The 14,326-nt window shown below is 58.8% G+C and carries 14 protein-coding genes and 1 pseudogene; 9 read left to right on the top strand and 6 right to left on the bottom strand.

The window, feature by feature from the left end; genetic code table 11:
- Position 1 precedes the first annotated feature (1 nt).
- Positions 2 to 919 carry a 2-oxoglutarate and iron-dependent oxygenase domain-containing protein gene (locus AAF739_07155; protein ID MEM6382433.1) on the bottom strand — a complete coding sequence of 306 codons (918 nt, stop codon included), beginning with the start codon at positions 917 to 919 and terminating at the stop codon, positions 2 to 4.
- A 293-nt stretch (positions 920 to 1,212) separates the two neighbouring features.
- Here AAF739_07155 and AAF739_07150 point away from each other — a divergent pair, with 293 nt between their 5' ends.
- Complete coding sequence (locus AAF739_07150; GenBank protein MEM6382432.1) at positions 1,213 to 1,644, top strand: VOC family protein; 432 nt, start codon at positions 1,213 to 1,215, stop codon at positions 1,642 to 1,644.
- A gap of 99 nt (positions 1,645 to 1,743) precedes the next feature.
- On the opposite strand, the gene AAF739_07145 is transcribed toward AAF739_07150, so the two are convergent.
- The 3 genes from AAF739_07145 to AAF739_07135 all read right to left on the bottom strand — a co-directional run bounded on the left by AAF739_07145 (position 1,744) and on the right by AAF739_07135 (position 4,041).
- Positions 1,744 to 2,724, bottom strand: coding sequence for a 2-oxoglutarate and iron-dependent oxygenase domain-containing protein (locus tag AAF739_07145; protein ID MEM6382431.1), 981 nt, complete (start codon positions 2,722 to 2,724; stop codon positions 1,744 to 1,746).
- A gap of 86 nt (positions 2,725 to 2,810) precedes the next feature.
- On the bottom strand, positions 2,811 to 3,776 hold the full coding sequence (locus tag AAF739_07140; GenBank protein ID MEM6382430.1) for a LysR substrate-binding domain-containing protein: 966 nt from the start codon (positions 3,774 to 3,776) through the stop codon (positions 2,811 to 2,813).
- A 100-nt stretch (positions 3,777 to 3,876) separates the two neighbouring features.
- On the bottom strand, positions 3,877 to 4,041 hold the full coding sequence (locus AAF739_07135) for a hypothetical protein (GenBank protein ID MEM6382429.1): 165 nt from the start codon (positions 4,039 to 4,041) through the stop codon (positions 3,877 to 3,879).
- A gap of 125 nt (positions 4,042 to 4,166) precedes the next feature.
- Here AAF739_07135 and AAF739_07130 point away from each other — a divergent pair, with 125 nt between their 5' ends.
- From AAF739_07130 to AAF739_07120, 3 genes are all read left to right on the top strand, one after another.
- Positions 4,167 to 4,673 (top strand): VOC family protein, encoded by a 507-nt coding sequence (locus AAF739_07130; protein ID MEM6382428.1) that lies wholly within the window; start codon positions 4,167 to 4,169, stop codon positions 4,671 to 4,673.
- A 188-nt stretch (positions 4,674 to 4,861) separates the two neighbouring features.
- Entirely contained in the window at positions 4,862 to 5,866 is a 1,005-nt protein-coding gene (locus AAF739_07125; GenBank protein ID MEM6382427.1) for a phosphotransferase, read from the top strand.
- A 41-nt stretch (positions 5,867 to 5,907) separates the two neighbouring features.
- Positions 5,908 to 7,020, top strand: coding sequence for a RuBisCO large subunit C-terminal-like domain-containing protein (locus AAF739_07120; GenBank protein MEM6382426.1), 1,113 nt, complete (start codon positions 5,908 to 5,910; stop codon positions 7,018 to 7,020).
- Here the strand turns inward: AAF739_07120 and AAF739_07115 are convergent.
- Both AAF739_07115 and AAF739_07110 read right to left on the bottom strand, forming a co-directional pair.
- Positions 7,017 to 7,280: a hypothetical protein gene (locus tag AAF739_07115; GenBank protein ID MEM6382425.1), complete on the bottom strand. Its 264-nt coding sequence runs from the start codon at positions 7,278 to 7,280 to the stop codon at positions 7,017 to 7,019. The two genes, AAF739_07120 and AAF739_07115, sit on opposite strands and share 4 nt — an antisense overlap.
- An 80-nt stretch (positions 7,281 to 7,360) precedes the next feature.
- Positions 7,361 to 8,599 carry an FAD-dependent oxidoreductase gene (locus AAF739_07110; GenBank protein MEM6382424.1) on the bottom strand — a complete coding sequence of 413 codons (1,239 nt, stop codon included), beginning with the start codon at positions 8,597 to 8,599 and terminating at the stop codon, positions 7,361 to 7,363.
- 348 nt (positions 8,600 to 8,947) lie between these two features.
- On the opposite strand from AAF739_07110, the pseudogene AAF739_07105 reads away from it, so the two are divergent.
- From AAF739_07105 to AAF739_07085, 5 genes and pseudogenes are all read left to right on the top strand, one after another.
- Positions 8,948 to 10,036, top strand: a pseudogene (locus AAF739_07105) (Ppx/GppA phosphatase family protein).
- Positions 10,036 to 10,731 (top strand): RlmE family RNA methyltransferase, encoded by a 696-nt coding sequence (locus tag AAF739_07100; GenBank protein ID MEM6382423.1) that lies wholly within the window; start codon positions 10,036 to 10,038, stop codon positions 10,729 to 10,731. The pseudogene AAF739_07105 and the gene AAF739_07100 overlap by 1 nt, the downstream one beginning before the upstream one ends.
- A gap of 129 nt (positions 10,732 to 10,860) precedes the next feature.
- Complete coding sequence (gene guaB, locus AAF739_07095) at positions 10,861 to 12,363, top strand: IMP dehydrogenase (protein ID MEM6382422.1); 1,503 nt, start codon at positions 10,861 to 10,863, stop codon at positions 12,361 to 12,363.
- Between the two features lie 5 nt (positions 12,364 to 12,368).
- A complete protein-coding gene (locus AAF739_07090; GenBank protein ID MEM6382421.1) occupies positions 12,369 to 13,694 on the top strand; it encodes an RsmB/NOP family class I SAM-dependent RNA methyltransferase in 1,326 nt (441 codons plus the stop codon).
- Positions 13,691 to 14,311: a 5'-methylthioadenosine/S-adenosylhomocysteine nucleosidase gene (locus tag AAF739_07085; protein ID MEM6382420.1), complete on the top strand. Its 621-nt coding sequence runs from the start codon at positions 13,691 to 13,693 to the stop codon at positions 14,309 to 14,311. Before AAF739_07090 ends, AAF739_07085 begins: the two co-directional genes overlap by 4 nt.
- Positions 14,312 to 14,326 lie beyond the last annotated feature (15 nt).

Genomic DNA, 14,326 nt, shown 5'->3' with positions numbered 1-14,326 from the left:
CTCAGGCGTACGTTGCTGCCAGACGGCTGTGCAGATAGTCGGCAGATGTGACCGGAGCATATTTGTTGTCCGTTCCCGTACCCGGTAGCGCATCCACAACCGCGTCAGCGTTCGGTTGGAAGAAAAACGCGATCGAGTAGCGCTCTCGGGCCGGCGGGATCACGCGATGACGGGTGGATACGTACACGTCATTTGACCAGCGCATCAGCAGATCGCCAAGATTTATGACAAACGCGCCATCAACATGGGGCACGTCCACCCAGCCATCAGAGCCACGTGGCTGAACCTGCAAGCCCGGCGTCCCGTCGGTCATAAGCAGCGTCAGCGAGCCGTAATCGGAGTGTGCGCCAGCACCGATATCGCCCTCAACGCCGCGCGTCGCCGGATAGCGCAGCAAGCGGAGGATTGCGATAGGGTCATCAATAAGGTCGGTGAAATAGTCCTCGCTCAGTCCCAGATCAAGCGCAAGCGCCCGGTGCATATCAATAGCCAGCGCGACCATACTGTCGTAGTAGCCCATGAGCGTTTGGCGGAACTCTCCCATACCGGCCGGCCACTGGTTTACCCCGCGGAACGGCTCGCCCAGCAGAACCCTCGGGTCGTCAGGAGACAGATCGGCTCCGATATTGAAGGCCTCTTTTTGGTCGATCTTGCCGCTTTTTTCGTCGAGCTTCTCGGTCCCGGTACCAACGTAACCACGATCGTGCTTGGAATTGGAAATCGCCAATCTGTCTTTTTCAACCTGGTCCAACGCAAAGAAAGCGCGAGCGCACGCAAACGTGCTGCTGATTTGCTGAGGGTCAATGCCGTGCCCCGTTAGCAGCATGAAGCCGCTCTGCCGGCAGGCAATGCCTAAGTCTTCGACAAAACGCTGCTTATCACCGCTCAGAAAATCCTGATAGTTGAGGACAGGTATCATGGGATCCTCCTTTGAAAGGTCTAGTCAAACGCAATTGGCGTGCCGGTTGCCCGCCGCGGGTGCTCGTTCCTCTGGGCCGCCATGCTGGCCTTAGCAGCGTTGTCGCAAGTTTTGCGCCATACACGCTCCGCTCATCTTGGCCTTTCGGCGAATAACGGCCCTCGCCAGGTGGGTTTCGGTCATCCTCTACCGCCAAAACGCACGCCCGCAGCATGGGACATCCTACGCATGTCCGTGGGGGAACGCGGACGCTATCGATTGCGGTAATGCCGAACCCAAGAGGAGCGTGGTCGATGCCAGCATCATTGTTGCAGGTCAGCATTATTGTTGATGATCCTGGCGCTGTGGTTGGATTTTACGCCGATCTGTTCGACGCGCCAGAGGAGCACACCGTGAACCCGGAAGGGTATCGCGGCGTGATCGTAGGCGAGGGGATCTTGGGCTTCAATGAACCGGCAGCACGGGGCAAACTTGGGCTGTCGGGATCGGAGAGTGAAGCCCAGCGCAGCAGCGACGATGTTGGCTACTTTACTGTGCAACTGGATGCGGACCACGAGGTCGACCGCTTACTCAGCAAAGCCCTCACATTGGGCGGCACCGTACTGAAAGGGCCGATGGTCACGCCTTTTGGCTGGTACATAGCTGTCCTGAGGGACCCTCATGGCAACGCGTTCCGATTGGCATCGACTCGAGGCCCTGTGAAGCTCAGGACGCTATCAGACTGACAATCGCTCCGCGTTCGAGAGCCAGACTGTCTCAACCCAGTGGGCAGGAAACACTGCTAAGCACACCCACATTGTAATTCGTACAAAGACTGCAGGAGCTTAGGCATAGGTTTGGCGGTACATTGCCTGGATATGCTCGGACACTGTGATGGGCGGATATTTTGGTTCCTCACCGTCCGCAAGACACGTCTCAATGCAGCGCACCTCGTGGTCTGGGTTGCCGGTGTAAAAGAACGGAATTGAATAGCGTTCACGGCCCGACCGATTAATGACCCGATGCAAGGTCGAGCGATACCGTCCGTTGGTCCATCGCTGGATCATGTCTCCAAGATTGACATTGAACGCGTTCGGGATGGGTGGGCCCGGTATCCAGCCGGCCTCTTCGTCGAACACTTCAAGCCCACCGACTTCATCCTGCCAAAGCAAGGTCAGGCCACCGAAATCGGTATGGGCGCCGCAGCCTTTCTCATCCGGAGCGGCGTTCGCCCGCTGCGGCGGATAGTGCAGCAGCCGCAACGTGCACATCGGGTCGGTTGTAAAGCCTGCGAAATAGTCGCGCGGCAGCTGAAGCGAGAGCGCCATCGCTTCCATTAGTCGGTTTCCAAAAGCGAGCATGGCGGCGAAGTAAGCCTCCGACACTTCGCGGAACTGCGGCAGCGCAGCCGGCCACTGGTTCGGGCCGTGGTTGAATTTGCGTGCTTGAACGCGCGGGTCGGTTTCACTGATCTCGACGCCAGCATAAAAACCCTCTTTCTGGTCCGGTGGCGCGCCTTTCTCCAGTGTCTGCGCGGCTAGCGGTTCGTAGCCACGGTTACACGGGGACAGGTCTTTCGAGATCGCGATCTTTTGTGCCAGTGGCAGATCGAAGAAAGCCTCTGCTTGTGTCCTCATGGCTCTTATCAGCTCATCTGGCACACCATGGCCGGTGACGTAGAAAAACCCTTTGTCCTCGCAAGCCGACCTGACTTCCATCGCAAGCTTTTCATCAACCCTAGCGTCACCCTCTCCGAAGCCTGTGATGTCAATGATGGGAAGCGATTTTTCCTGCGCGGCAAACACGGCTGCTTGGGCGGTGGACATGGCGTTCTCCTGGTGTCTGGATGATTAGGCTGAAACCAATCGCGGTCACAAACTAGTCAGGCACAAAGGAAACACGAAGAACCAAATCACTTTCTTGGTGCTGCCAAAACGGCATCATCCAATTCACCTGCTGCCGCCCTTAGCTCCTCACCACACGATGACGAGAAGCGGCGAACTGCGGGTGGCAACATGCGGCCCGCGCGCGCCAGCAGGCTCAGCGGCACACTTATACCACCGCTGTCCGCCAAGGGTCTGTGCGCGAGCTTACTGGCCGCAATGTCGGCCTCAAATCCGAGAGTTGTGGCGAACATGATGTGTTGGCCCGCCGCAGCCATGTTCCGCATAAGCTCGATGGAATTTGTTCGTACCGTTGAACGCAGTTGTATGCCCTTTTTGTCCAGCAAAGACCCAACCAAAGCGTCAATAGACAGGTTCCCGTGGGCCAGAACTACTGGGTAGTCTGCGCATTCGCTGAGGGTCACCTCCGATTTGCTTGCCAGCGGATGTCGAGCAGCAAGGACTGCGCCGAGCGGGAAATTTCGCGTTTCCAGCAGCATCACATCCTGGTGCTGCTCAAGACCAAAGGCCAATGCCAAATCGGCCGACCCCCCGGTCAACGCCGCAATCATATCGTTCGAGCCTGCGGTGGTGACATCGAAGCTGACATTCGGATACGAAGCCTGAAACGACGAAAGCACCCTAGGAACAAAGCCACTAGCAAGGCCCTCGGCTACAACAAGGCTCACTGATCCCCGTTCGATGCCGTACAGGCTTTCTAACTCACCGCTCACCCGTTGGCTGTCCTGCACCACATTCATGACGTGGCGCGCAAAGATTTCGCCCACCGATGTGAGCTGAAGGCCGCGCGGCAAGCGCTCAAACAATGGCGCGCCAATTGTATCTTCAATCTTGAGGATTTGCCGGTTGACCGCAGGCGATGCGACGTTGAGTGCGCGCGCGGCTGCTCGCATGGAACCGTGTCGGCGTACTGCATCGAAGTAAATGATTGCGGGTGCATGGAGCCGGTCAATTCGGATGGTCGGCGGACTCATTGCTGTCTCCTCATCCACTTTGCTGCGCAGGTGCTCGTGTTCAGGTGATGCCGTATCAGCATCGGGTCAGCACTTTTTTGGAACTTGCATCATCACCAAACTACGCGCGCAATGGGACGGTCAACATTTGGGCATCTTCGAGCGGCGAACCAGCGAGCGACGCGTGCATACGCACACGCGTGATGGTCTGATGGCCAACAGCCTCATCATTCCGCTCGCCAGCGATGCCGTTAGACAAAGGAGACTTCAGATCGTGTCTTTCCATCGGTCTCATTGCGGCGCCTCAATCGAGTGGATTGCTGTCTGCGTTTCAGGCGGGCACCGCGACGCTGACGGCCTCATGGTCCTCGCCGCGCCAAAGTCCAGCGAAATCAGCATGCAGGTGAGCCCATGACAATCGTGATCGAGAACAGTCTGCCAACGCAACCGAGCGCCATACCCAAGCTGGAGGGTTGCGCACTCGCCGGCTCATCAGCCTGCGTCAGGGGGCAGAAACGGCCTGAACTGTTGCAGGTGTCGGTTATCACTGATGATCCAGCCGCCGCCGCACAGTTTTATGCGGCGCTGTTCTACGCCTCGCACGAACCGTCGGTCGACCCTCAGTCGTACCGGGGTGTATCCATAAAGGGTGGACTTATCGGTTTCAGCACACCGGACGTGCGCGAAGGTTTCAATCTTTCGGACTGTGGCCCGATGCCGAACGGCGAAACGTCGGACACGGGCTTTTTCACGGTTAAACTTGCTTGTGCAGATGCGGTCTTGGCCTTTTCCAGACGCGCGGAAGAGCTTGGTGCGAAGCTTCTGAGCGCGCCCGCATTGATGCCATACGGTTGGTTCTGCGCGATGCTCCGCGATCCCGCCGGTCACGTGTTTCGGTTGGCGGCTTTGCCCAAGTAAAGGCGGGCACCGACGAGGCGAAGGGTGCGCCTCTGGGGGGTCCGCATCGAAGGCGTGCCGCTTTCCTCGCATTTGGCTGCGTCACGCCGTTTGTCGGCAACCGTCCTCCCTACTGATAGCTGGCCGGCAGCAGAGCATCCGCGATAGGGAGGCCGGAGTCCGATCCGCTTGAGCCGCTGGATAACCGCGTGCCCCAACTATCTGCACCCTGGCTGGACGCCGCAAAGTCGGCAGTACGCGCCTCAATCAGCCAATGGGGTTTTTCGCCATCCGCTAAGCGTGAGTTGCTCTGTGTCTCGGAAAACGCAACGTTCAAGGTCACGGATCTCGACGATAGGCGCCGTCTGGCAGTGCGCGTTTACAGACCGCATTATCGCAGTCTGCACGAGGTGAATTCTGAACTAGCGTGGATTTCCGCCATTCGTGATGGCGCGGTCGTTCCGACGCCTTCCATTGTTTCAACACTGGATGGTCAGCAAGTCGTCGAGCACGGTGTGGACGGACAGAGAATAAGGCTGGTTGCTTTTGAGTGGCTGGACGGAGAAACTCTGGAAAGTGAGCCGCCGTCGCCTGATCACTTTCAAACGATGGGTCGACTGACGGCCCACCTGCACGTTCACAGCTCACATTGGAACGGCGCTGATGATTTGCAGCGTCCGCGATGGGATGCAGAGGCGATGCTCGGCGAAGACGCACTCTGGGGGGACTGGCGTAAGGGCAGTGGGCTCAAAAAGGCGGAGTTGGAGGTCATAGAAGCAGCGAGTTCGGCTGCCCGCCGACGCCTCGATGATTTCGGAATTGCCGAGGGCCGCTTCGGCCTCATTCACGCAGACCTAAGGCTCGCTAACTTGATGCACACGCCGGCTGGTCTCGCCATCATCGATTTCGACGATTGTGGCTTTGGCTGGTATGGCTACGACTTTGCCGCCTCTTTAAGCTTCATTGAGCACCACAGCACTGCGAGCGATTTTCTTGCTGCATGGCTCAAGGGCTATGCGTCCGTTCGCGAACTTGGCGGTGTGGACCTGGATATGCTCCCGGTCTTTGTCATGGTACGTCGACTGATGCTTACAGCATGGCTGACCAGCCGCGCTAGCAGCGATACCGCCCTGCGTTTCGGGCGTGGCTTCGCCGCTGGCACTGCCGAGTTGTCGGAGCGCTTTCTTCGGACGGGCAGTCCCCTTATGCCATAGGGTGAAGGTACCTTGGCCCGATCTGCAAGGGGGTTACCCGATTGATCGACCGTTTCGTGATCACCTACAGACTGGCAACGCGGTTGCGCGACGAAGCTGCAGCGTTTGCACAGGCGCTTGCGCTTTCACAGACAATGGGTCTGGCGCGAAGCCGTGTTCCATCGGGGTTTGTTGAAGATGTGGTCCTTGGGCGCGTCGAAAGCCTGACATCATCAGACGATAACTCCATCGAGGCTCGCATCAGCTACAGCCCGGAAGCGACGTCCGACGAACTTTCAGGCCTCATTCATCTGCTTATTGGCACCGCAACCCTTCGCAAGGGCGTGCGCGTTACCGACCTAGACCTGGGTCCGCTTGAACGACTTTACCCTGGACCGCGTTTCGGCATTGCTGGACTTCGGCGATTGGTCTCCGCGCCTGTCGGACAGATGATTGCGGTCCCACTTGGTCCACAGGGCATGTCCGCAGAACAATTTGCAGACGTCGCGTTTGCGCTCGCCTCTGCTGGTCCCGATCTCGTTATTGAACAGCCAACTGTGAGCAATCAGCCGATCGCACCTTTCTTCGAGCGTGTGGAAAAGGTTCAGGCTGCCGTCAACCGCGCGAATGCAGCATCGGGACGTCGCACTATCTATTGCCCAACGGTCCCCGGACCATATGATCAGGCCGTGGCCAACGCGACCTACGCTGCTGAAGTTGGGGTGGGAGCTGTTCAGGTTAGACCCGGTTTGATTGGGCTTGATGTCGCCCGCGCTGTCATCCAGTCGACCGACGTCGATCTTCCAGTGATCAGCGACCCAAGCGGGCTTTCCCAGTATGGTCCTAGGATCGGTACCGGTCTGTCGGACCCCGTGCTGTACGCGCATCTGCCCAGGCTGTTAGGAGCTGATGTGTCGATCGTACCCGGAGCGGGCAGTCCGGGTGGGCTGTCGAAGCGAGACTTCAAGGCCGTTGCCGATGCGTGCCTGACGCCGAAATATGGCCAACCGCTTGTTCCGGCGCCACGGGTTCCTTTCAGCAACGAAACGGCTGGCGGTTTGTTGGAGCAGTTCGGTGAAGATGCGCTACTGATGTTCGATGGCAGCGTCTATAGATATAGCGATGGCCTTGAGGGCGCTATCGCGTTGACCCGCACCTTGTCCGGTGGGGGCTAGAGCAGCCCCACCATGTCGCTCGCCGTTGTGCCGGTCGCCGAAACCGCAGAAAGACGTATCGGAAGAATTGTCCCGGACGGGACAGCGGTTAGTACAACGGATGTGCCGGCCTTTGTTGTCACTGCAATATCACCGCCCGACCCCACATACACAGCTCGCGTTGTCTGCGGCAGCGGCGTTCCATCAGCTGGTGTGATCACAAATGCGTCGCTCGCAGGGGATTCAAGGCCAGAGGTATGGCCGCCGTATGGATCGCTCATTTGGAGCCTCGCTTTGCAGAGAAGTTGTGGTTGAGCGGCGACCGTAGATGCAGTTCACTTCCTGGGGATAACGCTGGAGCCTATCCCCCGTCGTCGGCTGGTCTCAGGCCGTCGATTTGCGTGTGGTCGAAGGGCTCAGGTGACGCCACCAGTTTTCGGGCCCTGACAAAGTCTTTGGGTGCGTTGGCCGCTTCAACAGCCACAAGATGCTCGCCTTTAACGTGGTAGACTGCCAGTCCGCGACCATCTTCATCTGTTCGCACAAAAGTCGTGGTTGGGTTTTCAAGCACACCCACTGTTTGAAGCTTGGTGCCGAACTGGTCAGACCAGAACCAGGGAACCGCATGGTGCGCTGCTTTCTCGCCCATGATCACTGCGGCCACGACCTTCGCTTGATCAATGGCGCTCTGAACGCTCTCAAAACGCACGGCTTGATCATAGCGAACATGCGCATGACGCGCGCAATCTCCGATGGCGAAGATACTTGGATCGTCGGTGCGTCCTTGGGCGTCTACGATGATTGCGTCATCAACGGTCAAGCCACAAACAGCTGCGAGGTCCGTGTTGGGTGTAACGCCTACGCCAGCCAGCAGTACGTCGCACATGACCGTCTCACCGGATGATAGTGCGAGGACGGTCTTCGCGCTTTCAGTTCTGACGCTTTGAATCTCCTGCGACAGGTGAAATGTAACCCCATGTGCACGGTGCAGAGCCTCGAAATACGTTGAAACTTGTGGCGACGCTGTCCGCGACATGCTGCGAGCTTCTCGATCAACGACGTGGACATCAAGGCCAAGCAAGCGGGCGGATGCGGCTACCTCCAGGCCAATGTAGCCCGCCCCAATGATCGCCAAGCGTAAGCCCTGTTTCAGCGTTTTGCGCAGTGCTACCGCATCTTCGATTGTCCGAAGAACGAGCGCGGTCTGTGCGGCGGCACCAAAGCTGGACGGAAGTCTGTTTGGCCGGGCACCCGTGGCCAATACCAGCGTGCCGTATCGAAGGTCTTCGCCCGATGACAGGTGCAGCTGTTTGGCGGATCGGTCGACCGATACCACCGCAACGCCGCGCCTTTCCTCGATTGCCTGCTTGCCTAGGAACCCGTCCGGGCGGAACCAAAGCGTCGACGGCTCGAAGTCTTCCTTAAGCGCTGCCTTGGACAAAGGGGGGCGGTGGTAGGATGGATCGTCCTCGCTGCCGATCAGTGCGATCGACCCCTCGAATTGTCTTTGCCGCAAGCTGACTGCCAACTGAAAGCCTGCTTGTCCTGCACCAACGATCACGACATCGGCGACGCCTTGGGTAGAGGAGTTTATCTGCATTGCGATGACTTGGGTGAACTGAGGGAGGGGCAGAGGAAATGCGCCGCTGTGTGATCTTATAAGCTGGGGCGTTGTAGCTCCCGCGGAAAGACCCACGTCGCAAGATTGCAATTGAGTTGCTTCAAGAGCCCTTCGCGCTTACATTCACAGCCAAGTGAGAACGAAAGAAAAAGCCGGTTTTTAACCTGCTTGAGAAGGTGAAATGTGGATACGACCCGACCCGGACCTCCCGGGCCGACAAGTCATGACGATTTGAGCGCGCATTCGGCGACTGATTCACATGACACGGTGAGACAACCCGGGCCAAGGCATGTTCAGCGCCCGGCGCGCGATCACCTACCGAGGCACGAGCGTCCAAGTTACGCCGCCCTCGATTTGGGCACGAACAACTGCCGGCTCCTGGTGGCTGAACCGACCCGCGGTGGCTTTCGCGTGGTGGACAGCTTTTCTCGCATTGTCCGTTTGGGCGCGGGCCTTAGCCGCAATGGGGCGCTAAGCGAAGAAGCGATGGATAAGGCGGTCGACGCCTTGCGCGTATGCGGCGAAAAAATGAGTGTCCGGCATGTCGTGCGCCGCCGCCTTATCGCAACAGAGGCTTGCCGGCAGGCAAAGAATGGCGCTGACTTCGTCGCGCGTGTTGAGGATGAGACGGGCCTGCGCCTCGAAATTGCAGACCGCCGCACCGAGGCGCGCTTGGCGGTGTCCGGATGCGCAACGCTCGTCGAACGAGAAGCCGATGGCGTCATACTGTTCGATATCGGGGGTGGCTCAACGGAGCTTGCATTTCTTGACTTCCGATCAGGCAAGCCACGCTTCCACGCTCATATGCACCGTTTCATCCGGGCTTGGACCTCGCTACCGGTTGGTGTGGTGACCCTCGCTGAAAGCTTCGGCGGAGTGCATGTTGATCGACCGGTTTTTGAAAATATGGTCAGTGTTGTCCGCGAGATGATCTCAAGCTTTGCGGCGCGCGAGATGATGTCGCAGTGTGTCTCTGCCGGGAAGGTTCATTTGTTGGGCACGTCCGGGACTGTGACGACGCTAGCTGGGGTGCACTTGGGCCTCGAACGCTATGATCGCCGCCAGGTCGACGGCACCTGGATGGGTGCGGATGATGTAACCTCAATGACAGACAGGTTGATCGGCATGAGCTTTGAGGAGCGTGTTGCCAATCCGTGCATTGGGGCAGACCGAGCCGATTTGGTTTTGGCGGGCTGCGCCATTTTCGAAGCAATTCGGCGGGAGTGGCCTTGTGGGCGTCTGCGTGTTGCAGATCGGGGCCTTCGTGAGGGAATGCTCGTGGAGTTGATGGCGCAGGACGGCGTTTGGCGTCGTAACCGCCATCCGCGCAAGCACAATAGCCACCGCACCAATCGCAATCGTTACGGCCGCGGGGCCGCAGCGCATCGAACGAAACCTGGAGAGGTTGCAGGCTAATGGCAGGCAGGTCGAAGCCGCGAGGCGATCTGCATGTTAAGGTCAAAACTGCCCGCAAACGCTCAAACGCCTCGACACGGTGGCTCGAGCGGCAACTAAACGACCCTTACGTTGCTGAAGCCAAACGCCAAGGTTGGCGTTCGCGGGCTGCCTTCAAGCTCATCGAAATTGATGACAAGCACCGCTTCCTGAAACCTGGCTTGACGGTCGTTGATCTGGGCGTTGCTCCAGGCGGATGGGCGCAGGTTGCTGCCCGACGCGTGCGGTCGGCTGATCATGAGCCACTCGTCGTTGGAATTGACAAGTTGCCGGTCGACCCAATTCCCGGTGTAGCGCTCATCGAAGCGGACTTTACCGAAGATGACGCGCCCGATCGGGTGCTTCGAGCCATTGGTGCTCGTGCCATCCAAGTGGTCTTGTCCGATATGGCAGCCGAGACCACAGGGCATCGCAAGACCGATCACCTTCGGACGACTTTTTTGTTCGAATTGGCTGCGGATTTTGCCTACCGTCACCTGGCCCCGGGTGGCGTTTTTCTTGCCAAGGTCTTTCGTGGCGGGGCGGAAAGCGACGCACTCCGCGAATTGAGGGCAGCGTTCACCAGCGTCCATCACATCAAACCACCTGCGAGCCGAAAGGAGAGCCCCGAGCTGTATGTCTTGGGGAAGGGTTTCAAAGGAAACCCGCTCCGATAGGCTGCACGCACGGCTCTTTTGCGCCGCACAATCGTTCGCTTGACGACCTGCGGGGCCGTCGCTAGGGATCGTCACCGGCACGCTCGCCAAAACGCCGTGTCGGAAGCGCACCGCGCGGGGAGCAAGAGCATGGCCACCATTGTTGAGCCGCTGCATGGCGGTGCCGCACTGACTTTCGATGACGTGCTTCTGCTGCCCGGGCGTTCCGATGTGATGCCAGGCCAGACCGACCTTGCAACGAAGCTAACCTCTGAAATTCCTTTGAATATCCCGATCATGTCGTCGGCCATGGATACGGTTACTGAGTCGCGGCTGGCCATCGCGATGGCGCAGGCCGGTGGCATTGGCACGGTGCATCGCAATCTCGATCCTGATCGGCAGGCCGAGGAAGTCAGGCAAGTCAAAAAGTTCGAATCAGGCATGGTCGTCAATCCAATCACGATTGGTCCCGATGCCACTTTGGCAGACGCACTCGCGTTGATGGCCAAACACCGGATTTCAGGTATCCCCGTTACCGAAAATGGCGGGGTCGATCAGCCAGGTGGCGGCCGGCTGGTCGGTATCCTAACCAACCGGGATGTAAGGTTTGCGTCAGAACCATCGCAGCCCGTCAGGGAGCTTATGACGCAAGATGGGCTTATTACGGTTCGTGACGGTGTGAGCCAGGATGAAGCCAAACGGCTGCTGCACACGCACCGGATTGAAAAACTGCTTGTCACTGATGACGGCGGGCACTGCGTCGGACTGATCACGGTCAAGGATATCGAGAAGTCGCAGCTGAACCCCTTCGCTGCGAAAGATGAGCAGGGAAGGCTGCGCGTCGCCGCGGCAACGACCGTTGGCGATGACGGCGCCGAGCGGACCGAGCGACTGCTGGATGCAGGGGTGGATGTTCTTGTGGTCGATACCGCACATGGCCATTCCGAACGGGTACTCGGCGCGGTGACGACAATTCGAAAGCAAACCAATGCCGTTCAAATTGTCGCTGGGAATGTGGCGACGCGCGATGGCGTCAAAGCACTCATCGATGCAGGGGCAGACTGTGTGAAAGTGGGTATCGGACCGGGCTCGATCTGTACGACCCGGATCGTCGCCGGCGTTGGTTACCCGCAATTGTCCGCCATTCTCGAGGCGGTCGATGAAGCATCCAAACAATCTGTTCCCATTATTGCGGATGGCGGCATCAAATCCTCCGGCGATATTGCAAAAGCGCTAGCTGCGGGCGCCAGTTGTGTCATGGTTGGGTCGTTGCTTGCCGGCACGGAGGAGAGCCCGGGCGAGGTCTACCTCCACAAGGGGCGCTCCTACAAAGCGTACCGCGGAATGGGCTCGGTTGGGGCAATGGCCCGAGGCTCGGCGGACCGCTATTTCCAGGCAGAAGTGCGCGATGCGCTTAAGCTCGTGCCTGAAGGTATCGAAGGCCAGGTAGCGTATAAAGGACCGGTCGAGGGTGTTCTGCATCAGCTCACCGGCGGCGTGCGAGCCGCTATGGGCTATGTTGGCGCACACGACTTGCCGTCTTTCACAGACAAGGCGAATTTCGTACAGATTACCGGCGCAGGCTTGCGCGAGAGCCATGCGCACGATGTTCAGATCACCCGCGAGAGCCCAAACTACAACTCTGGTCAGTAATACCGATGCAACTGGGCGGACGCCTCGCCGCGGCAATCGAGATCTTGGAAAACATTGAGTCCCGCCGTTTGCCGGTCGCGCAGACGCTCAAGGACTGGGGGCAGGCCAACCGTTTTGCGGGTTCCGCGGATCGCGCAGCTATCGGCAATGTGGTCTATGACACGCTCCGGCACCGTAGTTTTCTTGCGGCGCAGATGGCCGATCCGTCTCCACGGGCCGCAGTGCTTGCGGCGATGCATTGGTTACCAGGATACCTCGATATCGGCGAGTTAGATTTCGATGGCGATCCCTATGCGCCGCCCCCGCCCACACCGGCCGAGCAGATCGCCTTTCAACGAGGGCTGCCCAATGCGGCGACCCCAGCACAGAGAGCTAATGCCCCCGAATGGCTGTGGCCCAGCCTGACCCGGGTCTTCGGGGACTTCACAGAAGCCGAAGTCGGAGCATTTGCGGCCAGAGCGCCGCTCGACTTGCGACTGAACCCGCTTGGCTCGAAACCACCGCGGGTCGATAAAGCGTTGGGCCGACACAAGCCTCTACGTGATCCGGCCTTTCCGCTTTTGCGACGTATACCGCAAAGCGAGGGCTTTCAGCGTACGCCGCAGATCGTGATGGAACAGGCTTATCAAAAGGGCTGGGTAGAGGTGCAGGACGCTGGCTCGCAGATGATGGCGGAATGGGCCGTCGCCGGAATGCGCATAAAAACCGCTTTTGATTTGTGCGCTGGGGCAGGGGGCAAGACGCTGGCGCTGTCGGCCTTTCAAGGCGGAAAGGGTCAAATCTTCGCGCACGACATCGACCGCAAACGCATGGCGGACCTTTGGCCCCGGGTGAAGCGTTCTGGCGCTCATAACATTCAGATCATTGATCCAGATGATCTTGCAGATCATCAAATTACCGCGACCGGTGTCGATTGTGTGGTCGTCGATGCCCCGTGCAGTGGTACGGGAACCTGGAGACGGCATCCCGACACGAAATGGCGGCTGACAGAAAAGTCTTTGCAAACCCGCATTGCAGAGCAAGATACGGTGTTACAGCAGGCCGCACCTTTCGTGAAACCGGGAGGGCGCCTGGTCTACATCACCTGCTCGGTGCTAGCGGAGGAAAACGAAGACCGGCTCGTTCCGTTCCTATCCCACCACGGTGATTTCCGAACGCTCAGTGCTAAGGACTTGCAAACAAACCTGGCGCGCAAGACCAAGCCCGGGTTCCACCCCTCGATTGCGACCGCGGGTTTCTCAGTCGGCGATCTAGGACTTCGTTTGACACCATTGGCGTCGGGAACCGATGGGTTCTATTTAGCTGTCCTTGAGCGGAGCAAACCGTCTTGAGTAGAGCGCAACTTCTCAAATGGGGCGGTCGAGATATCCTGTTCGTGATGGCCACCGATCAGGAGTATCGCACCGAGCTTCAAAAACGCATCCCGCCTTTGATTGTCGGTGTCGGCCCGGTTGAGGCGGCGTTGGGGTTGGGAACGGCGCTGGCCGAACTGCCGAGGTCTCCTGACCTAGTGGTCTCGCTTGGCTCCGCAGGGTCGGCGCGGCTCGAGCAAGGAGCGGTCTACGAGGTCAGCTCAGTAAGCTACCGCGATATGGATGCAAGCCCACTGGGCTTCGAGAAAGGTCGCACGCCCTTTCTCGATCAGCCAGCCATCATCCCACTCAACGTACGCATCGATGATCTACCCAAGGCGACGCTTTCGACCGGCGCCAGCATCGTTTCAGGCGACAGCTACAACGTGATTGATGCTGACCTTGTGGACATGGAGACCTTTGCGGTTGTCCGGGCCTGCCAGTCGTTCAACACTGATGTCATTGGCCTGCGCGGCGTTTCCGACGGGGCAGAAGAGCTCAGGCATTACAATGATTGGGCTGACTATCTTCCCGCCGTGGACGCCGCGTTGGCCCACGCTCTTGACCTGCTGAAGGACAGTCTTGAGCGCCAGTGACCGCTTCCTTCCGAT

It is taken from the genome of Pseudomonadota bacterium (assembly GCA_039024915.1).
Lineage (GTDB): Bacteria > Pseudomonadota > Alphaproteobacteria > Rhizobiales > MH13 > MH13.
This window is presented reverse-complemented; position numbering and strand designations above follow the sequence as displayed.

Excerpts from the sequence above, each read along its gene's own strand:
- AAF739_07140 (MEM6382430.1), bottom strand. The coding sequence starts at position 3,776 with ATGAGTCCGCCGACCATCCGAATTGACCGGCTCCATGCACCCGCAATC.
- AAF739_07090 (MEM6382421.1), top strand. The coding sequence starts at position 12,369 with ATGCAACTGGGCGGACGCCTCGCCGCGGCAATCGAGATCTTGGAAAAC.
- guaB (MEM6382422.1), top strand. The coding sequence starts at position 10,861 with ATGGCCACCATTGTTGAGCCGCTGCATGGCGGTGCCGCACTGACTTTC.
- AAF739_07135 (MEM6382429.1), bottom strand. The coding sequence starts at position 4,041 with ATGGAAAGACACGATCTGAAGTCTCCTTTGTCTAACGGCATCGCTGGC.
- AAF739_07155 (MEM6382433.1), bottom strand. The coding sequence starts at position 919 with ATGATACCTGTCCTCAACTATCAGGATTTTCTGAGCGGTGATAAGCAG.
- AAF739_07110 (MEM6382424.1), bottom strand. The coding sequence starts at position 8,599 with ATGCAGATAAACTCCTCTACCCAAGGCGTCGCCGATGTCGTGATCGTT.
- AAF739_07100 (MEM6382423.1), top strand. The coding sequence starts at position 10,036 with ATGGCAGGCAGGTCGAAGCCGCGAGGCGATCTGCATGTTAAGGTCAAA.
- AAF739_07130 (MEM6382428.1), top strand. The coding sequence starts at position 4,167 with ATGACAATCGTGATCGAGAACAGTCTGCCAACGCAACCGAGCGCCATA.
- AAF739_07150 (MEM6382432.1), top strand. The coding sequence starts at position 1,213 with ATGCCAGCATCATTGTTGCAGGTCAGCATTATTGTTGATGATCCTGGC.
- AAF739_07115 (MEM6382425.1), bottom strand. The coding sequence starts at position 7,280 with ATGAGCGATCCATACGGCGGCCATACCTCTGGCCTTGAATCCCCTGCG.
- AAF739_07145 (MEM6382431.1), bottom strand. The coding sequence starts at position 2,724 with ATGTCCACCGCCCAAGCAGCCGTGTTTGCCGCGCAGGAAAAATCGCTT.